This is a genomic window from Streptomyces sp. NPDC046862 (genome assembly GCF_040704615.1).
In the GTDB taxonomy this organism is placed as follows: domain Bacteria; phylum Actinomycetota; class Actinomycetes; order Streptomycetales; family Streptomycetaceae; genus Streptomyces.
Genome location: NZ_JBEYXP010000007.1, coordinates 245,462 through 263,865, shown reverse-complemented (window position 1 = coordinate 263,865; position 18,404 = coordinate 245,462). Strand labels below are relative to the sequence as shown.

21 protein-coding genes are annotated in these 18,404 nt (G+C 69.8%); 8 read left to right on the top strand and 13 right to left on the bottom strand.

All coding sequences use genetic code 11. The annotated features are described in order from the left end of the window. Positions 1-85: 85 nt before the first annotated feature. Complete coding sequence (locus AB0959_RS10570; RefSeq protein WP_366825945.1) at positions 86-2,056, bottom strand: beta-L-arabinofuranosidase domain-containing protein; 1,971 nt, start codon at positions 2,054-2,056, stop codon at positions 86-88. Positions 2,057-2,290: 234 nt separating this feature from the next. Between AB0959_RS10570 and AB0959_RS10565 the strand changes: the two genes are divergently transcribed. Together AB0959_RS10565 and AB0959_RS10560 are read left to right on the top strand one after the other, a co-directional pair. Continuing rightward, positions 2,291-3,328: a LacI family DNA-binding transcriptional regulator gene (locus tag AB0959_RS10565; protein ID WP_366825944.1), complete on the top strand. Its 1,038-nt coding sequence runs from the start codon at positions 2,291-2,293 to the stop codon at positions 3,326-3,328. A gap of 40 nt (positions 3,329-3,368) precedes the next feature. Next, positions 3,369-3,836, top strand: coding sequence for an SRPBCC family protein (locus AB0959_RS10560; RefSeq protein ID WP_366825943.1), 468 nt, complete (start codon positions 3,369-3,371; stop codon positions 3,834-3,836). 155 nt (positions 3,837-3,991) lie between these two features. Here AB0959_RS10560 and AB0959_RS10555 read toward each other — a convergent pair whose 3' ends face one another. From AB0959_RS10555 to AB0959_RS10540, 4 genes are all read right to left on the bottom strand, one after another. Then, on the bottom strand, positions 3,992-4,495 hold the full coding sequence (locus AB0959_RS10555; RefSeq protein WP_366825942.1) for a hypothetical protein: 504 nt from the start codon (positions 4,493-4,495) through the stop codon (positions 3,992-3,994). Positions 4,496-4,578: 83 nt separating this feature from the next. Beyond that, positions 4,579-5,181 carry a TetR/AcrR family transcriptional regulator gene (locus AB0959_RS10550; RefSeq protein ID WP_366825941.1) on the bottom strand — a complete coding sequence of 201 codons (603 nt, stop codon included), beginning with the start codon at positions 5,179-5,181 and terminating at the stop codon, positions 4,579-4,581. Between the two features lie 125 nt (positions 5,182-5,306). Next, positions 5,307-5,504: a DUF397 domain-containing protein gene (locus tag AB0959_RS10545; RefSeq protein ID WP_366825940.1), complete on the bottom strand. Its 198-nt coding sequence runs from the start codon at positions 5,502-5,504 to the stop codon at positions 5,307-5,309. Next, positions 5,501-6,337 carry a helix-turn-helix transcriptional regulator gene (locus AB0959_RS10540; protein ID WP_366825939.1) on the bottom strand — a complete coding sequence of 279 codons (837 nt, stop codon included), beginning with the start codon at positions 6,335-6,337 and terminating at the stop codon, positions 5,501-5,503. Before AB0959_RS10540 ends, AB0959_RS10545 begins: the two co-directional genes overlap by 4 nt. A gap of 124 nt (positions 6,338-6,461) precedes the next feature. On the opposite strand from AB0959_RS10540, the gene AB0959_RS10535 reads away from it, so the two are divergent. From AB0959_RS10535 to AB0959_RS10520, 4 genes are all read left to right on the top strand, one after another. Beyond that, positions 6,462-6,857: a hypothetical protein gene (locus AB0959_RS10535; RefSeq protein WP_366825938.1), complete on the top strand. Its 396-nt coding sequence runs from the start codon at positions 6,462-6,464 to the stop codon at positions 6,855-6,857. Positions 6,858-7,086: 229 nt separating this feature from the next. Further along, positions 7,087-7,716 (top strand): hypothetical protein, encoded by a 630-nt coding sequence (locus tag AB0959_RS10530; protein WP_366825937.1) that lies wholly within the window; start codon positions 7,087-7,089, stop codon positions 7,714-7,716. 117 nt (positions 7,717-7,833) lie between these two features. After that, the gene (locus tag AB0959_RS10525) at positions 7,834-8,097 is read left to right on the top strand and encodes a hypothetical protein (protein WP_366825936.1); all 264 of its coding nucleotides are present in this window, start codon (positions 7,834-7,836) and stop codon (positions 8,095-8,097) included. Continuing rightward, positions 8,094-8,507, top strand: coding sequence for a hypothetical protein (locus AB0959_RS10520; RefSeq protein ID WP_366825935.1), 414 nt, complete (start codon positions 8,094-8,096; stop codon positions 8,505-8,507). Before AB0959_RS10525 ends, AB0959_RS10520 begins: the two co-directional genes overlap by 4 nt. Positions 8,508-8,562: 55 nt before the next feature. Here the strand turns inward: AB0959_RS10520 and AB0959_RS10515 are convergent, their stop codons facing one another. Continuing rightward, positions 8,563-8,934 carry a peptidase inhibitor family I36 protein gene (locus tag AB0959_RS10515; protein ID WP_366825934.1) on the bottom strand — a complete coding sequence of 124 codons (372 nt, stop codon included), beginning with the start codon at positions 8,932-8,934 and terminating at the stop codon, positions 8,563-8,565. Positions 8,935-8,978: 44 nt separating this feature from the next. Further along, on the bottom strand, positions 8,979-9,524 hold the full coding sequence (locus AB0959_RS10510; RefSeq protein ID WP_366825933.1) for a hypothetical protein: 546 nt from the start codon (positions 9,522-9,524) through the stop codon (positions 8,979-8,981). 160 nt (positions 9,525-9,684) lie between these two features. On the opposite strand from AB0959_RS10510, the gene AB0959_RS10505 reads away from it, so the two are divergent. Beyond that, positions 9,685-9,975: a DUF3303 family protein gene (locus AB0959_RS10505; protein WP_366825932.1), complete on the top strand. Its 291-nt coding sequence runs from the start codon at positions 9,685-9,687 to the stop codon at positions 9,973-9,975. A gap of 24 nt (positions 9,976-9,999) precedes the next feature. Here the strand turns inward: AB0959_RS10505 and AB0959_RS10500 are convergent, their stop codons facing one another. From AB0959_RS10500 to AB0959_RS10490, 3 genes are all read right to left on the bottom strand, one after another. Continuing rightward, complete coding sequence (locus AB0959_RS10500; RefSeq protein ID WP_366825931.1) at positions 10,000-10,650, bottom strand: hypothetical protein; 651 nt, start codon at positions 10,648-10,650, stop codon at positions 10,000-10,002. Positions 10,651-10,769: 119 nt separating this feature from the next. Continuing rightward, positions 10,770-13,214 (bottom strand): dolichyl-phosphate beta-glucosyltransferase, encoded by a 2,445-nt coding sequence (locus AB0959_RS10495; protein WP_366825930.1) that lies wholly within the window; start codon positions 13,212-13,214, stop codon positions 10,770-10,772. Next, positions 13,211-13,915 carry a GntR family transcriptional regulator gene (locus tag AB0959_RS10490; protein WP_366825929.1) on the bottom strand — a complete coding sequence of 235 codons (705 nt, stop codon included), beginning with the start codon at positions 13,913-13,915 and terminating at the stop codon, positions 13,211-13,213. The genes AB0959_RS10495 and AB0959_RS10490 overlap by 4 nt, the downstream gene beginning before the upstream one ends. 237 nt (positions 13,916-14,152) lie before the next feature. On the opposite strand from AB0959_RS10490, the gene AB0959_RS10485 reads away from it, so the two are divergent. Next, positions 14,153-14,842, top strand: coding sequence for a response regulator transcription factor (locus AB0959_RS10485; RefSeq protein WP_366825928.1), 690 nt, complete (start codon positions 14,153-14,155; stop codon positions 14,840-14,842). A 136-nt stretch (positions 14,843-14,978) separates the two neighbouring features. Here AB0959_RS10485 and AB0959_RS10480 read toward each other — a convergent pair whose 3' ends face one another. From AB0959_RS10480 to AB0959_RS10470, 3 genes are all read right to left on the bottom strand, one after another. Next, entirely contained in the window at positions 14,979-15,770 is a 792-nt protein-coding gene (locus AB0959_RS10480) for a hypothetical protein (RefSeq protein ID WP_366825927.1), read from the bottom strand. 70 nt (positions 15,771-15,840) lie between these two features. Further along, the gene (locus AB0959_RS10475; RefSeq protein ID WP_366825926.1) at positions 15,841-16,557 is read right to left on the bottom strand and encodes a hypothetical protein; all 717 of its coding nucleotides are present in this window, start codon (positions 16,555-16,557) and stop codon (positions 15,841-15,843) included. Between the two features lie 277 nt (positions 16,558-16,834). Next, the gene (locus AB0959_RS10470) at positions 16,835-18,190 is read right to left on the bottom strand and encodes an aspartate aminotransferase family protein (protein WP_366825925.1); all 1,356 of its coding nucleotides are present in this window, start codon (positions 18,188-18,190) and stop codon (positions 16,835-16,837) included. Positions 18,191-18,404: the final 214 nt, after the last annotated feature.

Here is an 18,404-nt window from a genome sequence, read left to right as displayed (position 1 = left end):
GTTGTCGTGGAAGGGCTTCAGGAGGGGCGTACAGAAGGGGCGTACAGAAGGGGCGTACAGAAGGTGTTCAGGAGGTGGCAGGCGCTCAGGAGGTGGGGAGCCAGACGCGCATGCTGCCGTCCTCGCGGTTGGCCCAGGCGTAGTAGGGGATGGCGGTCAGCTCGACGGGTTCGCCGTCCTGCTGGGAGGGGCCTTCGGCCGCGGTGTACGGCCACCAGCCCGCGTCCGGGATGTGCCGGCGCCGACCGGCGGCCACGACCGTCGTGACCCCGCCGAGCAGGTCCGGGCGGTGCTTCACGGCGAGCGGACGGGTGGGGTCGAGGACGACGTCGTCCAGGCCGCCGCCGTGGTGGTCGACCTGCTCCAGGCAGTGGACGAGCGGTCCGCGTTCGATCGCGACGCAGCCACGCACGGCGTCCACGCGCGGGTCGGCCGCGGTCAGCCGTGGCTCCAGGCCGAGTTCGAGGACGACCTGGTCGCCGGGGGCCCAGGTGCGCTCCAGCCGCAGCCAGCCGTCGGTGACGGGCGCGTCGGTCTGGTCGTACGTCCGCTCCGCGCACCGCACGCGGAACTCGCGGCACCAGTGCGGGATGCGCAGCGACAGCGTCCAGGGCCGGCCGGCGGGGGTCTCCTCGGGGGTCTCCTCGGGAGTCGCCTCGACGGTGAAGGCGATCGTGCCGTGCCAGGGGTAGTCGGTCTCCGCGCGGACGGAGATGCCCTCGGCGGTGTAGGAGCCGGTGACGTACTGGTGGATCTGCAGGCCGCCCTCGTCGCTCGTGGCGAGGTAGTGCTCCAGGCTGCCCAGCAGCCGCATCACGTTGGGCGGGCAGCAGGCACAGCGGAACCAGCGGGTGCGGCGGGCCGACTGGTCGCCGCCGGGGTCGGTGTGGCCGTCGCGGACCTGGAGCGGGTTGACGTACAGCCAGCTCTCGCCGTCCAGGGAGACACCGGCGAGGAAGCCGTTGTACAGGGTGCGTTCGATCAGGTCGCCGTAGCGGGCCTCGCCGGTGAGCAGGGCCATGCGCCAGCTCCACTGGACGGAGGCGATGGCGGCGCAGGTCTCGCAGTACGCGCGCTCGTTGGGCAGCTCGTACGGGTCGCCGAAGTCCTCCTTGTCGTGGTGGGCGCCGAGGCCGCCGGTGATGTGGGTCTTGGTGGTGGTCATGGCCCGCCAGAGCCGTTCGGCGGCGGCACGCAGTCCGGCGTCCCCGGTCTCGGTGGCCAGGTCGGTCGCGCCGGCCAGCAGATACAGCTGGCGTACGGCGTGACCCTCGACGTTCTCGGCCTCGCGCACGGGGATCCGGTCCTGGCAGTACGCCTCGCCGCCGAGCAGGCCGTGGCCGTAGCGGTCGACGAAGTAGCCGGCCAGGTCCAGGTAGCGGCGCTCGCCGGTCTCCCGGTACAGCTCGACGAGGGCCGTCTCCACCTCGGGGTGGCCGTCGATGCCGTCGATCTCCTTGCCGCTGCCGGGCGGGCCGAAGACGGAGTCGATGTGGTCGGCGAAGCGGCGGGCGACGCCGAGGAGTTCGGGGCGGCCGGTGGCCCGGTGATGGGCGACGGCGGCCTGGATCAGATGTCCCGCGCAGTACAGCTCGTGGCCCCAGCGCAGGTCCTTGTACCGCTCGCCGCCCTTGAGCAGCTGGAACCAGGTGTTGAGGTAGCCGTCGGGCTGCTGGGCGGCGGCCACCAGGGCGACGATCCGGTCGACGTGCGCTTGCAGGTCCTCGTCGGACCCCTGGGCGAGCTGCCAGGAGGCGGCCTCCAGCCACTTGTAGACGTCCGTGTCGACGAACGGGTACGCGCCCTGGAACTCGCCCTCGACCGCCGCGTCCGACAGCGCCTCCGGTGCTGGGGCGGCGAGCCGCAGGTTGTGCAGGTTTCCCGCCACCCGGAGCAGTTCGGGACCCTGCGGCACGGAGGTGCGCGCGTTGACCGTGCGCCGGGTGTGCCAGAAGCCCGCGTCGATACCGGCGGTGGCGGGGCGCAGCGCGGTACGGGCTTCCGGCCCTAGACGGACGGGGCCGGTGGGGGGCAGGGCGGAGCGTGTGCGGGGCATGGCTCTCCGGGGGTGTACGGCGGCAGGCGGGCGGACCGGTGGGAGGGAGGAAGCGGAGCTCAATTGAGCAATCGTTTTCCTGGCGAGAAAATAGAGGGTAGGAGGGGGCCGCGGTCAAGGCTCGCGGCGGTATATTTTTCCTTTGCCCTTGCTCTGTTGCCCACGGGCTGGCGCTCAACTTCCGGGCCTGCCACGATGGGACGCGCCGATCATCCCCAGGAAAAGGTTTGCTCAGTGACCGCTCCCGCAGGTGCTCCAGGCTCTTCCCCCGCCGGCCGTGCCAGGCTCGCCGACGTCGCCGCCCTCGCGGGCGTCAGCGTGGGCACCGCCTCCAAGGCGCTGAACGGCAGCGGGCGGATGCGCCCGGAAACCCGGCAGCGGGTGCTCGACGCCGTGGCGACGCTCGGGTTCCGTCCCAACCAGCACGCGCAGAGCCTGCACACCGGGCGGAGCTGGACGGTCGGCCTGGTGACGACGGACGGCATCGGCCGCTTCAGCACCCCCGTGCTGCTGGGCGCCGAGGACGCGCTCGGCGCCGGCAAGATCTCGGTCCTGCTCTGCGACACGCGCGGCGACACCATCCGGGAGCAGCACCACCTGCGCAACCTGCTGGACCGCCGGGTGGACGGCATCATCGTCACCGGTCGCCGCACCGACGCGCGCCCACCGCTGACCAGCGTCGACGGCCTGGAGAACATACCCGTGGTCTACGCGCTCTCGCCGTCCACGGACCCCGCCGACACCTCCGTCGTCTCCGACGACCCGGGCGGGACCGCGCTCGCCGTCGACCACCTGCTGGCGGGTGGCCGCACCCGGATCGCCCACGTCACCGGCCCGGAACACCATGCGGCCGCCCGCGACCGGGCCCGCCACGCCGTGGACCACCTCGACGGGGCCGGGCTCAGCCTGTCGACCGGGCGGGTCCACTTCGGTGAGTGGAGCGAGGCCTGGGGCCGCCGCGCCGCCGACGCCGTGCTGCGCACCGCCCCGGACACGGACGCCTTCTTCTGCGGCAACGACCAGATCGCCCGTGGCGTCGCCGACGCCCTGCGGGAGCGGGGCGTCGGCGTCCCCGGTGACATCGCTGTCGTCGGCTACGACAACTGGGACACCATGGCCCTCGCCTCCCGCCCGCCCCTCACCACCGTCGACATGAACCTCGCCGAGATCGGCCGCATCGCCGCGCTGCGCCTCCTGGAGGCCATCGAGGACGACGTGGCTCCCGGGGCGCACACGGTGCCGTGCCGACTGGTGGTGCGGGAGTCGACGTAAGGGGCGGCCAGGCCGACCCTCGGGCCCTAGAATTCGGGCCATGCCCAGGACCGACCGTGCCAGCAGGGTGATCAGCGCACCACCGGCGACTGTCTACGGCGCCCTCCTCGACCGGGAGTCCCTCGAGGCGTGGATGCCGCCGGACGGCATGCGCGGGCGGATCGAACAGTGGGATCCCCGGCCCGGTGGCGGGTTCCGGATGGTCCTGACCTACCTCGACCCCACCGACAGCCCCGGCAAGACCTCGGACGCGACGGATGTCGTCGACGTCGGGTTCGCCGACCTGGTCCCGGCGGAGTGTGTGGTGCAGAGGGCGGTGTTCGAGTCCGACGACCCGTCGTACGCGGGCACCATGACGATGACCTGGCACCTCGCCGCCGCCGGCGACGTGACCGAGGTGACCGTCACCGCCACGGACGTACCACCCGGCATCGACCAGACGGACCACGAGGCCGGGATCGCCTCCTCGCTGGCCAACCTGGCGTCGTACGTCGAAGCGGCGGGCTGACTCGGCTGGGTCCTGTTCGGTTCGGCTCGCCTTGGCTGCGGGCGGATTCCGCGCATCGGCATCCGCATCACGGGCCCGGCGTGGACGCGACCCGCTACGGCTCGACCGCGAGGTCCCGTCGATCAGCGTGACCTCCGACGGCCGCTACGCCTGTGTCAGATGGAGTCGATCTCCCAGGCGATCACGCCGTTCGATCCTTGGGTGGCATCGACGCCGATGTGGATCTGCTTGCCTGCGGTGATCCGCTGCCGGACCACGGACTGATCACAAGGAACCTTGGCCGGTGTGCCGGTATCCGTCGGCTTGAAACTCAGATGCGCCGTGCCGTGGCCGACGCAGACCAGTTTGAGCTCGAAGTTCTTGCCCGCTTGCAGGCTGGGTTCGGTGTGAATGCCGTTGGTCAGACGTTCCGCGCCGGACTCGGCCAACTGCCCGGTCCGAACCGCGGCGAGGGCGGTCTGGGCCTGCTCCTTCTGGCGCTCTTCTGCGGAACCGGCTGCTGCCCGGGAGGAACTCGAAGCGGGCAGCGAGGGCGTCTTGGCCGGCTTCCCGTCACTGGTGTCCGACGTGCACGAGACGAGGAGGAACACCGACGCCGCCAGGGCGCATCCGGCAACCCATCGCCGTGCGGTCGAATGCGGCATGACGATGTTTCCCACCCCACGAACCATACTGCAGTGCCCATCACTTTGTGCTGGTCAGCAAGCGCCTTGAACCCATGCCCATGGAGCGACTGATCGTGTCAGCAGTCGGTGCACGGGTGAGGAGCGCTGAGGCAGGAGTGCACGGCCGTGTTCAGCCGGGCGTCGATCCTGGCGCGTTCCGCTGGATCCGAGGAGCCGACGGGCGGAGTGAGGGCGTAGGGGAGCGCGGTCGTGAGGACGGCCAGGGTGGCCCTGTCCTGCTCCGCGCCTGCCGCGAGATGCACGGTCACGTGGTTGCGCAGCCACTCCCACGCCATCAGGTGCCAGTCGGTGCGCGGCGTCAGGATCGCGGTGTGCACCAGTTCCGGACAGGTGCGCGCCATCGTCCTGACGACCGGATGCTCCCGCACGAGACGCGCCGCACGCACCACGATGAGCGCTCCCAGGCAACGAGACGGCAAGGGCTCCATCACGTCGCGCGCCACGGACAGCAGTCGCTTCAGCTCCCTCCGTGTGACCTCGCGGACCAGCGCATCGCGACTCGCCCAGTTCCGGTAGAGATAGGGCCGGTTGGTGTCGGCGAGGCGCGCGATCTGTGTCATTCCGGCGCGCCGGGGTCCGTACCGTGCCAGCGCGTCCAGGGTCGCCCGATGCACCGTGCCCATCCCGGGCGGCGCCTTGACGTTGAGGAAGCCACTCATGGGGATCAGCGTCGCGCAGCCGGGCGGGCGATGGCCGAGATTCGGTCGCAGGTCACCCGGTGTGGGGGTGTTGCCACGAGAAGATGTGACGGTTTCGGCGAAAGTGACACATCTTTTCGGGTCGACTAGGGAGTGGTGGGGGTGCCCGCCAGCGCGAGGAACCCGGACCAGGCTGCCCCGGAGACGGTGAGAGCGGGGCCGGTGGGGTTCTTGGAGTCGCGTATGTGGGTGGTGCGGAGTTCGCGATCGTGGGCGACTTCGAGGCATTCGCCGCCGCTCGCATTGCTGTAGCTGGACTTGAACCACCGCAGGGTGCCGATCATGGTTGCTCTCCTGCCAACTGCTTGATGAGTCCCAGCGATTCGTCCGGGCCCAGGGACTGTGCCCGGATCTTCGCATAACGGTGGTTGTATGTCGTCACCTTTGCCGGGTCGCTGATCAGCAGGCTTTCGTCCTGGGGCTGTACGTAGACGAGGCGCTCGTGGCCGGGCGTCTCCAACAAGGTGATCTCTCCATGAAGGCCCGCGTGTTCTCCACGCAGCCCTCTGGCCAACGGCATCACCTGGAGTGTCACGTTGCGCCGCTGGGCACACTCGACGAGGTAAAGGAGTTGCTGACGCATGATCTCCTCGCTGCCCACTTTGCGCAGCAAGGTGGCCTCGTCAAGTACGACCTCGATCAGAGCAGGCGGGTCCCGGTTCAGCAGCGCCTTGCGGACCATGCGCGCTTCGACCAGTTCCGCGACGCGTTGCTCCGAGAGCGGTGGATAGCCTCCGCCGATCAGCGCGCGGGCGTATGCCTCGGTCTGGAAGAGGCCGTGGATGACCAGCGTGGCGTACGACTGGAGAGTCAGTGCCTTCTGCTCCAGCGGCGCGAAGTTCTTGAACTGCGCGGGGTACTTGTCCAACCGCACGCACTCCCGCGCCTTCTCGAACACCCCCAACCCCGCCCCGATCACCTCCTCCAGCCTGACCAGCATCTGGTCACTGGCCGGCTGCGCACACGTCTCCATCGCGCTGACCGCAGACCCCGTGTAGCCGATCTTCTTGCCCAGCTCCTCCTGCGACAGCTGCTGTTGCTCGCGCAGCGCCTTCGCGAGGGTGGCGATCAGATACGCCGTTCCGCTCGCCTCCGCCTTGTTCTCCACCCGCGCCATACGGTCACCCCCGGACTCAACCGAACTCAACCGGTCACAACTGATCCGTGCCGATTTCCTACCGTAATGAACGGTTGACACGGAGTTATGGACGACGGTAGTCCGGCCTGCGGAGACTGGCCCCATGAACACGCAAAGTGACCTGGAGTGGGTCCCTCGCACGGGCATCCAACTCCGCAAGGCGGGCGTCCAGTTCGATGCGGTCCGGGTCGTCGGCGACCACGGTCGCGCCCTCGCCGACCATCTCGCACGGATGACGGGCGGGAGGCCCGGGCCGATCGTCGAGGAGGCCAACGGCCGGCGCGCGGTCTACTTCCTCGTGCCCGTCGGCAGCACGTCCCATCGTGCTTGGCCGGACGGAGTCACCCGCCTCACCGCCAGCCCGAACCGCATTTCGTACATCCCGGTCCCGGCGCTCAACGGTCCCACCTGGCCGCTGACTTGGCGTTATCGCCCGACGGCCGCCGACCACTTCGTCCATGTGATGCTCCTGCGCGCCGTCCTTCACTCCCCGGAGTGAAATGCGCGAACGTCCGCCCAGGAAAAGGCCGTTCCGACTTGCGCTCGTTGCTCTCCGTGGCCATAGAGTCACCGCAGTAAACGAAATACCCCCGCGGTGCGCCAACACCCGGGGGCTCGACATCAGGAGCATCGACCTCCCAATGCGTGCCCATGGTACGGCGCCCGCGCGCGCCTTTTCAGGCTTCTCGCCCGCTCTCCTCCGCGACCGGAGCATCTCCTGGTGTGCGGTGAGCGTACTGATGTACCTGCTGACCCTCCCGAACCAGGCCCGCGTCACCCTCCGTACGCTCGCCGAGCACCGTCCGGAAGGGCGGTCACGGATCGCCGCCGCCCTGCGTGAGCTGGAGGAACGGCGATATCTGCGGCGGGTGGTGTGCGCGGGAGCGGGGGCGGGCCAACTCGTCGCCGTTTACGAGGTGTTCGACGCCCCGTTCGAAGCTGAGTCACCTATGGGTGAAACCGAAAAAGTTGAACGCCGGCATGCGCCGAGCAGGCGCACCATGCTCGCCACGCGACTGCTCCTCTCGCTCGCGCGGGTCGACTACCGGCTCGCCCTCAGTGCCGCCGAGGCGCGGCGACTCGCGCCACTCGTCGAGGAGTGGTGGCACTTGGGCGCGACGAGTGCCCAGGTGCGGGCGGCGCTGACGGACGGCTGGCTGCGGCAGGTGCCCTCGGCGAGGGCCGTCATCGAGGACCGTCTGCGGCGCAGGCGCCCGGTGGTGCGGACCGCCGTGCCCGCCGTCACCGTCGAGGTCGAGAGCGCCCGAAGGCCGAGCGCCTTCAGCTGGCGGGAGGTCGCGCGGCGGGGCGGGGAACTGTTCCGGGCCCTGCTGCAGGGACGGGCGGCGGCCGCGTAGGCGCACACAGGCTCCCGTCGCACACCCGTGCGGCGGGATGATCCGATCCAGTGGAAGGGTGCAATGCCTGCGTTGCTTGACAGGCCCGAGACGGTATACCGGAGGTATACTGCCGTCATGGCTGACACCACCGTCAAGGTCGATCCCGCTGTCCGCGACCGCCTCATGGTGCTCGCCCGCGAGCGGGGGATGACCATGCGCGACCTGATCGCCGAGCTGGCGGGGGCCACGCCGACGAAGGAGGAGCTCCGGAAGCGGTACGAGGAGACCAAGGCGTACTGCGAGACGCACTTCGGTGTGACGCTCACGGACGAGGATCACGACCGGGTCGAGAAGGTGTGGCAGGACCTGGAGGCCGACCGGTCGGTGGACAGCCTGTGAGCGGGGGGACAGCCGGGTCGACCGGCGTCGTCTTCGACGAGTCCGCTCTGTTGGCTCTTGGGTCCGGGAACTCGCTCGCCTCACAGTTCGTCTCGAACGCCGAGCATGGACCGACCCGCCATGTGTTCGTTCCGGCACTCTGTCTGGCCGCCGCCGACGGTATGCGCAAAGGGCTCGCCGAGCACGTCGGGTCCCTGCCCGCCGTCGAGATCGTCGAGCTCGACTTCGCGGGCGCCTCCACGGTGGGCGCACTCCTGCGCGACGGGGTGGAGTGGCGGCTCGGCCACGCGGTCCATCTGTCCCGGCCCACGGTCGACTGGCCCGACGGACGGCATGTCCTGACCGCCGACCCCGGCCTGTACGCCGAGATGCCTCTCGTACGCACCATCGGGTTGCCGCGTCAGCGCTGACCCACAACGAAGGGCGCACGCCAGGCGGGCGCCCTTCATGCGTCCGAGTCCCCGATCAGCAGCGCACCGACCACGTGTGGGAGCCACCCCGGTCGTTCGCGCCCGCGTTGTAGCCGATCTCCTGGCCGGGGGCGAGGCAGAGGGTGACGCGGCCGGTGAGCTCGCGGCCCGAGTAGACCTTGACGTGGTCGGGGACGCCGGGGCCGGAGACCCCGTGGTTGGCCCAGGACGAGTCGTAGTGGTACATGTCGCCCTCCCACCAGCGGTCGTCACCGCTGTGCTCGATCTTCAGGCCGTCGAAGTTGGCGTCGGTCCAGACGCAGAAGTAGCCGCTGCGGCACGGTGCCGCCTGCGCGGTGGCGGACGTGGCCAGGACGGCTCCCGCCGAGATCAGGGTGGCGGCGAGGAGGGCGGTGAGGCGGTTCATGCGTGGGCGGTTCCCTTCGGTGGCGGGTGCGGTGACGGGTGCGGTCACTGGTTCGGTGACGGGTCGATGGCGGTGGCGGTGGCGAGGACCGTCTTCGCGGACTTCAGGGCGTGGGCGCGCAGGCGGCGCCAGTCGGCCAGTTCGGCGCGGTGCCGGGCCCGGACCTCGGCGAGTGTGCTGTGGGTGTGCGCGGCCTCGGGGCCGAGGTTGTTGACGATCGCCGAGGAGCGGAACCAGCGGCGCTGGTCGCCGTACAGCCGCTGTTGCGCGGTGGCCAGGCAGCCGTCGGTGTGGGCGCGGACGACGTACCCCGTGGGCAGGCGCACGGACAGCTCCGTCCTGCCCGCGCCGAACAGGGCGTCGGCGATGCGCTCTTGATCGTCGGCCGACGGCTTTCCACGGCCGGGCACGGGCGGAGTGAGGCCCCGGCGGGTGAGGCAGACGTCCGTCAGGTGCAGGGTCGCGGCCTTGATGACGTCGTCCGGAGAGGGGTGAGGGGCGGCGTCGGTGTTCGCGCAGGCGGTCAGTCCGGCGGTAAGCAGCAGGGTGCCCGCGGCAAAAGCCGAAGTGAAGGTGCCGAGTTGGCGCATGACAGGGCCCCGTTGTTACGGATGGTGACGGTACGGTGACCGTGATCTCCCCTGCGTTCGCCCCGGCTATGCGGTACGTCGCCCATTCGAGTGATCAAGAAGATGGTCCGGTATGACGGACATATCCTGATGGTGTACGCGCTGGAAGAAGGTGAGTGCGATGCGCGTGATGCTGAAGGCCACGATGGAGACCGAGAAGTCGAACGAGGCCATCCGCAGTGGCAAGCTGCCGGAACTGCTCCAGGAGACGATAGAGCGTCTCCAGCCGGAGGCGGCCTACTACGGCCCCGAGGAGGGTCGGCGTACCTGCTTCCTGGTGTTCGACATGCAGGACAGCTCGCAGCTGCCCCCGGCGGCCGAACCGTTCTTCTCCCAGTTCAACGCCGAGATCGAGGTCTTCCCGGTCATGAACCAGGACGACCTGCAGAAGGGGCTGTCGCAGATCCGCTGACCCTCCGAGCCGACGGAGACCGAGTCAGCTGAACACGATCATCGACCCCTGGGCCAGGCTCCGCGTCGCCGCGGCGTGGAGCCCCAGCCAGACATGCCGTTCCCGGGCGAAGGGGCTCGGGTCGTACGGGGCGGGCACGGCCGGCTCCTCCAGCTCCGTGGGGGCGAGCGGCGCGTCGGGTGCGACGGGCGGGTTCGCCGGGTCGATGCCGATCGAGGGGGCCACGAGCTCCAGCTCCCGCAGCAGGGTCTGGGAGGAGCCCAGGGGACCGCCTCCGGCCAGCAGCTCGTCGTTGGCCAGCGGGTGTGGGAAGTCCACGGGCACGTACGCCCCCGCGTGGTCGTAGTGCCAGACCAGGTGCGACTGCTGGGCCGTCGTCTCGAACATCTCCAGGAGTTGTTCGTAGTCGCCGCCGAGTTCGTCGACCGGGGTCACGGCGAGGCCGCACACCTGGAGCAGGTACGCCCTCCGCAGGAAGTGCAGCGCGTCGTAGTCGAAGCCCGCGACCGGGGCCACGTCCCCGGTCAGGCCCGGCATGTACTGGTACACCGGCACCGGCGGCAGCCCGGCCTCACCGAGCACCTTGTTGTAGAGCGCCAGTTCCTCGGCGAAGGGGTTGTCGGGGGTGTGGCACAACACGTCGACGAGCGGGACCAGCCACAGGTCACAAGCCAACAGAGAGCTCCTCATGTAACGGGCGACAGGCAATTCGGCGGGCAGGCAATTCGGCGCACAGTGGTCAGGGAAGCGTAATGGGTGGGGGCGGCTTGGGCCCCTCTTGTGTCGGCCCCCTTTCAGCCCTCTTCGTGCAGGTCCCATACCCACACCCCGTCGACCCACTTACCCGGCCGGCCCACCAGCTTGTCCACGGTTTCGCGCAGCTGCTCGTCGTACCCCTGCGGGGCCAGCACGAGCACGCCCGCCTTCCAGTAGGCGAAGTCCTTGCGCGCCTGGGCCCGCCAGTCGTCGCCGATCTCGGGCACGGAACCCGAGTACCGCACGTCACGCAGCAGATTCGAGGTGTAGCGGGGCGAGGCGCCGTAGATGCCGATGCGCTCTTCGCCGTAGGGGCCGTTGAAGTATCCGCCGGGGATACGGAACCGCAGGTGCGCCGCGGTCTGCCAGTGCAGGGCCTCCGCGTTGCCCGGGTCGGGCAGCGGCACCGGTACGAGGGTCTCGTCCTTTCCGACGTACGACTTCCACGTCCCGTCCGCGATGAAGGCGGGCACCTCGGAGCGCTCCACCGACTTCAGCGGGGCGGGGACGATCGGGATCAGGGCGGCCGCGACCGCGGTTAAGCCCACGAACTGGGTGCCGATGTTCGGTGACTTCACCAGGGCGTCGATCGCGAGGGCCAGCAGCACGCCCAGCACGGGCGCGCAGACCATGGCCACGCGGCCCTCGATGACCGACTCGAAGAGGGGCTTCTTCGCGAGCAGCGCCCAGGGGCCCGGAACCACCGTGTCCGTCAGCGGGATGCGGACCTTCGGGCCCATGGACAGCAGCGCCGCGGCCACGCCCGTGAACGCCAGCGCCTTGACAAGGGTCCGCTCCCACAGGCGGATGACGATCGCGAAGGCGAGTGCGGCCAGCGGCCAGCCGTAGAAGGCGTTCTGCTCGGTGGGGTTGAGGGCGAGGGCGCTCGCCGTCTTCTCGTCGCCCGCGACCAGGGAGCGTTCCGCGAAGGAGAACAGCGCCAGGGGGCTGTTGCCCGCGTTGTCGCCGTGCAGCACGCTCTTGTAGCTCTGCGGGCCGAAGAACTGCCAGGCGAGCGGGAAGGCGACCAGGGGGAGACAGACCAGGGCGGCCACCCCGAGGCCCTTGAGCAGGGGCAGCCAGGACTCCTTCGCCACGTCCCGCCGGGCCACCGCGTACGCCGCCGCGAACAGCAGCATGCCCATCGCCGCGAGCAGCAACGGCTCCTCGCCCAGGAAGATCTGATACGTCGCCATCAGGCCCAGCACGACGCCGTCCCGCCGCACCCGGGTGCCCTCGCACAGCCTGAGCGCCCGGTCGATGATCAGCGGCATCATGAACAGGACGACGAAGTTCGGGTGCGCGTTGGCGTGGCTGACCATCGGCGGGGCGAAGGTCGCGAGGGCGGCGCCGACGAAGGCCGCACCCCGGTGGCGTACGACGCGGCGGACGATCAGCCAGTACCAGGCGGTCGCCGTCGCGGCGAGGCCCAGCGTCATCAGCAGGGCCAGGGAGACCGCCGGGCCGAGCGCGAGGGTGATCGGGGTGAACGGGACGGACAGGCCCAGCATGACCGTGTTGGCCATGAGGTTCACGCCGTCGGGGAAGCCCTGGAGGTCGGTGAAGAGCGGGTTGCGGAGGTGGGCGACGTTGTCGGCCGTCACCGCGAGGAACCACTCCCACTGGTTCTGGTCCTGGAGGGAGTCCGGCAGATAGCGGTGGTCGGGGTCGATCCAGCGGCCGGCGTACAGGAGCACCGCCATCAGCACGAAGGCGAGGACGGCGAGGAGGTCGGCGCGGCGGACCGAACGGGCCTTGAGGACGGTGAGTTCGGCCAGTACACGCGCGTAGTCCCAGGGGCCGATCTTCGACCCGGACTGGTGGGCCCAGCGGACCGGGACCTCGGCGACCGGCCAGCCGGAGCGGCGGAAGTGCTGGAGTATCTCGATGTCTATGCCGAAGCCGTTGAGCCGGGAAGCGGCGAAGGCCTCACGGGCCCGGTCGCCCTCGAACAGCTTGAAGCCGCACTGCGTGTCGCGTATCCCGGGGACCGCGAGGCCCCGTATGAGGAAGTTGCCGGCCCGGCCCAACGCCTCGCGCACGGGGTGCTGATGGCGTTCGATGGTGGCGCCCGGAGTGGCGCGCGAGCCGATCGCCGCCGCCTGACCGTCCGCCAGCGCCTTGTCGAGGTGCTCCAACTCCTCGATGGGGGCGGCCAGATCGGCGTCCGTGACGAGCACGCGGCGCCCGTAGGAGGCGCAGACACCGAGGCGCAGGGCGTTGCCCTTGCCGCGGTTGGCCGGGCTGGTGACCAACTGGACGCGGGGCTCGGCCTCGGTGGCGGCGGCGACGACGTCCCGGGTGCCGTCGGTGGAGCCGTCGTCGACGACGATGACCTCCCACGTGGTGCCGTCGCCGGCGGCACGGAGGTGGTGGGTGATCGCGTCGAGGGTGGGACCGAGTCTCTTCTCCTCGTTGTAGGCGGGTATGACGACCGAGAGGTCCACCTCGTGCGCGCCGGTGGCGCGCGTCGCGCCGCTCATCCGGCCGCCAGTCGTTCGACGAGGGCGAGGCAGTGGGCGTTGTGGGCGGTCACGATCTCGTGCGCGGCCTGCGCGTCGCCACGGGAGAGGGCGTCGACGAGCTCGGTGTGACGGGCCCACAGTTGACCGCGCAGGTCGGACAGGCGTTGCAGGTGCTGGACCGCGCACACCCAGGCCTGCACACGCAGCCGGTGCAGGAAGTCCGCGAGGTACGGGTTGCCGAACAGGTCGCTCAACTCACGCCAGTACCTCAGGTCGTAGCCGATGAGGATGGTCAGGTCGCCGGCGGTGGCGGCGCGCTGTGCCTCCTCGCCGCGACGGCGCACGGCGGACAGCACGGCGGCGGTGCGGGGGCCGGTGTCGTACTCCTTGTCGGCGCGGAAGATGCCGTCGATGACCATGGCGCGGGCCTCGATCATCTCCCGATAGTCCGTCAGGGAGTACTCGTGGACCTGGAATCCGCGGTGCTGCACCGCGTCCAGCAGCCCCTGGGCCGACAGGTCGACCAGTGCCTCGCGGACGGGTGTCGCGGAGACGCCGTACTGGTCGGCGATCTCCTTCACCGTGAACTCCTGACCCGGCTGGAGCCGGCCGGCCAGCACCTCGTCGCGGAGCGCGTCCGCGATCTGCTGTCGCAGGGTGCTGCGGGTCACGGCGCCGTTGCCGTTGCGGCTCGGCCTGGCGCCACCGGTGCCGGGCATGGTCGGGGCCCTCCCCTTGGTGTGCGGGTACGTCTGCGGGTGCGGTTACGCGTTCGTATGGGGGTGCGTACGTACTTTTCTACGAGCACGCCACCTTACGCGTTCGGGGTTGCTCGGAGGTCGAACGGTGTGCGGGGTCGGGCGGGCCGTGTCATATGCGAGTTCTTGAACGCTTGAGCACGTTCCGTGTCGGCCGCGTACTAACAAGTGTCCCCGGTCCGACGGAAGGACAGAGCAGTGCGAACTTCCAGGCGCCTCATCACGGCTCTGCGCGAGACCGACACCGCCGAGGTGGCACTGGCCTGCAGTATCGACGACCTCACGCACGACGACTGGCTCGACACCTACACCTCGGTGGCCGTGACCCGGGTGGCACCGCCGTACCGGGAACTCAGGGCGAGACCGTGGCACGCGATCGTCCTGTGCTGCGAGGAACCGGCCAGGGAACTGGCCCGGTTGATCGACCACGTCGGGCATGTGGTGCCGCCGGTGCTCGTCATCAGCCCCTCCGCCGAGATAAGCCAGGTCGGTGGCGCCTTCCGGCTCGGGGCCACCAGCTACCTGGTCGCCGGTGACTTCACCCGCAGCGCTCTGTCGGCGGCCGTGGGCGGCACCCTGCACGGGCATACGCACCTGTCCCCGCGGGCCACCACCATGCTGAAACGGGTCAACTGCGACGCAGAGCCCGAGGAGAGTTCCGCGGAGGAGATGCCCCGGCACTCCCTGTCGCCGCGGGAACGGGAGATCATGGACCTCCTGGCGAACGGGTTCGGCGCGCTGGAGATCGGCGGGCGGCTGAGCCTGACCGAGAAGACGGTGCGGAACAACCTCAGCAACATCTACGCCAAGTTGGGGGTCCGTGGCAGCACGGAGGCCGTCCTGTTATGGCTCGGGGTCACACCGCGGCGGGGGCAGTCGGTGGGGTGACGCGCACACGGGCTGACGCGCACACGGGCTGACGCGCCCACGGGAACGGCCCTCCGCGCGGGTACGCGCACGGAGGGCCTCCGAGGGCGGGAGGGGGAGGCCCCTGCCCTCGGCCCGGGGTGGTTCCACGGGACGGTTACGTGATGTCGACCTCGGACAGCGGGACCTCGACGTCGGTGACGTTGGCGCCGCCCTCCTCGAACCCGGGTTCGGCGCGGACGCTGTTGCCGTTCTTGAGGATGCCGTCGGCCTGCGGGGTGCCGCACTTGACGTTGCGCAGCCAGAGGCGGCCGTCCGGGGTGCCGTTCTTCAACAGCTGTGGATAGAAGACGTGCACGGTGGCCGCTCCCTCGCTGGGCGAGAAGAACACCTTCTGGCCGTTCTGCTCCTCCTTGTAGGTGGCCCGGAGGAAGCCGCTCACGTCGGTGCGCTTGTGGGACCACATGAAGAAGGCGATGTGGTCGGCCTTCACCGTGTCGCTTCTGCTGAAGGAGAACGAGGACGTGGTGTCGTCACGCTTGATGTTGATCTCCTGCGTGTTGAACTTGAGGCCGATCTCGAAGAACGAGTTCCCCAGCTTCGTACCGCCGTCCACGGCGAAGCCGTCCTCCAGCTGAACGACACGTGTCACGGACGCGGTGCCGCTGAAGGTCTTCGTCGCCGCGGTGCTGATGCCGCAGTTGTCCGTCACCGTGGTGACCCGCTCGTTGGGGCCGAGGCTGTCGGCTTTGTTCTGGACGTCGACGAACTCGCAGTTCTCCAGCTTGTCGGAGTCCGTACGGCAGTCGGTGGCCACCTCGTCGGGGGTGGCGGCGCCCGCGCTGTACATCAGGGGGACGGCCAGGCCGAGGGCCGCGACCGGTGCCAGGGCGAGGGTGATGCGCTTCTTCTTGCCGCGGTGGCTGCCGCGGCGCCCGGTGCGTGTCATGCGTGTCTCCTGCTGGGTGTGAGGGGATGCCGGACGGTCGGGTGACCGGATGGTCGGGTGCGGGTGGGAGTCAGCAGTCCTCGAGTACGGCCTTGGAGGTGCCGTCCACGAGTCCGGGCGTGCCCGCGGCCCCCGGCCGGATGACCGGGCCCTCGACGACGTCCTCCGCCACGAAGTTCTTCTCGGGCGTGGCGTTGGTGACGGTGGTCGCCTCGCGGGCGTCGATACGCACCCGCCATTCACCGGTCATGCGCTGCATCTTGGGCGTGAAGGTGACGTGCAGGATCTTCCCGACGGGCACTTCGCGCTGCTCCGACTCGGTCGCGGTGGCCGACTTGATGGTCATGTCCAGCGTGGCCTTGTGCTTCAGCCAGGAACCGCTCAGCGCGCCGAAGAGACCACCGGCGGCGCCCTGCTGGGTCACGGTGTACTTGCCCTGGCCCTGAGCCACCGCCTGGGAGTACTCGGTGGTCACCTTCGACGGTTCGGTGGCGTTCGGCTCACAGTTGGGGAAGTCGACGGTGACCTTGTCCGTGGGGCCGTCGAAGGTCTCGAACTTCGTCTCGACGAAATCGCAGTTGTCGGCCGCGAAACCGTCCGCGAAGCCGCCGCCGAAGTCGCTCACCGACTGCTGTTTTCCGTTGAGCACCGCGGATCGTTGACACATGCTCACGATCTGCTCGGGGGTCTTCTCCTCCTCGGCGGCGTCGGCCGAGGGCAGCAGGGTGACGATGGCGCCACCGGTGGCGAGGGCACAACCGATGGCCACGAGGCGGATCTTCTTCATGGGGGGCTCCCGGAGGTGGGGGGTCCGTGCGGGTGGGCCGCAGGATGCGGGATCGGGTGTTCCCGTCCCGGCCTCCGGGAGTTTGGCGGGGGTAAAGGGGAGGTCAACAGAGTCAAATGTCCCTACCCGCGGGTTTCGACTTTGGCGGGTGGCTCGGGAAGGCCACGTGACCTCGTACGTCAGTGTTCACGGCACGCCGCATGAGCTGGATCACACGGAAGGGCGGGCCGCGATTCTCCGGCCCGCCCGAACCTGCCTTGCTGCTTCTGCTGGTGTCCTACTCCGTGTACTGGTCCGCAACAGTCAGCGCAGCGTCCAGCCCCGCCAGCCCCTCCTTCAACTCGGCCTCCGTGATGGTGCACGGCGGCACGACGTGGGTGCGGTTCATGTTGACGAAGGGCCACAGACCGTTGGCCTTCGCGGCGGCGGCGAACGCGCCCATGGGAGCGGCCGCGTCACCGGCCGCGTTGTACGGCACGAGCGGCTCCCTCGTCCCCCGGTCCCGCACCAGGTCCAGCGCCCAGAACATGCCGACCCCGCGCACCTCGCCCACCGAGGGATGCCGCTCGGCCAGCTCACGCAGCCCCGGCCCGAGGACGCGCACCCCGAGATCGGCCGCGTGCTCGACCACGCCCTCCTCGGCCATCACATTGATCGTGGCGACGGCCGCCGCACAGGCCAGCGGATGCCCGGAGTACGTCAGTCCGCCCGGGTAGGGCCGCGTGGCGAACGTCCCGGCGATCCTCTCGGAGACGGCGACGCCACCGAGCGGCACGTACCCCGAGTTCACGCCCTTGGCGAAGGTCATCAGGTCGGGCACCACACCGAACAGGTCCGCCGCGAACCACTCGCCGGTCCGCCCGAAGCCGGTCATGACCTCGTCCAGGACGAAGACGATGCCGTGCCGGTCGCAGATCTCCCGTACACCGGCGAGGTATCCGGGCGGCGGCACCATGATCCCGGCCGTACCCGGCACGGTCTCCAGGATGATCGCCGCGATGGTGCCCGGCCCCTCGAAGGCGATGGTCGTCTCCAGGTGCTCCAGCGCCCGCGCGCACTCCTGCTCCTCGGTCTCGGCGTAGAACCGCGAGCGGTACAGGAACGGCGCCCAGAAGCGCACGACACCCGCCGTCCCGCTGTCCGACGCCCAACGCCGCGGATCCCCTGTGACGTTGACGGCCTGCTGGGTGCCGCCGTGGTACGAGCGGTACGCGGACAGCACCTTCGGACGGCCCGTGTGGAGGCGGGCCATGCGCAGGGCGTGCTCGACGGCGTCGGCCCCGCCGTTGGTGAAGAAGATCTTGTCAAGGTCGCCCGGCGTCCGCTGGGCGATGAGCCGCGCCGCCTCCGACCGCGCCTCGACCGCGAACGCGGGCGCGAAGGTGGTCATGTGCGCGGCCTGCCGCTGGATCGCCTCGACGACCTTCGGGTGCTGGTAGCCGATGTTCGTGAACACCAGCCCGCTGCTGAAGTCCAGGTACCGCCTGCCGTCGTAGTCCCAGAAGCGGGAACCCTCCGCGCCGGCCACGGCGAGCGGGTCGATCAGCTCCTGCGCGGACCAGGAGTGGAACACATGCGCACGGTCCGCGGCCTTCACGGCGGCGCCGACCTCGGGATTCGACTGAGGGCTCATGCCGGGGAGCGTAGGAGCCGGGAAGTGAGCCGCGACATGGGCGTCCTGTCTGCGGTGAGGCCGGGAACGCGACAGTGTGTCGGGCTTGGCGGCTCGGTCGTCGGAGTGACGGAAACCAGCCGACCGCACCCGGGCCGTAGGCCCTCCGGACCGCGCTCACCGGACCCGAACGGCCGTGTTTCGCGGCGCGATCGGTGGGACCGGTGTCAGCCTG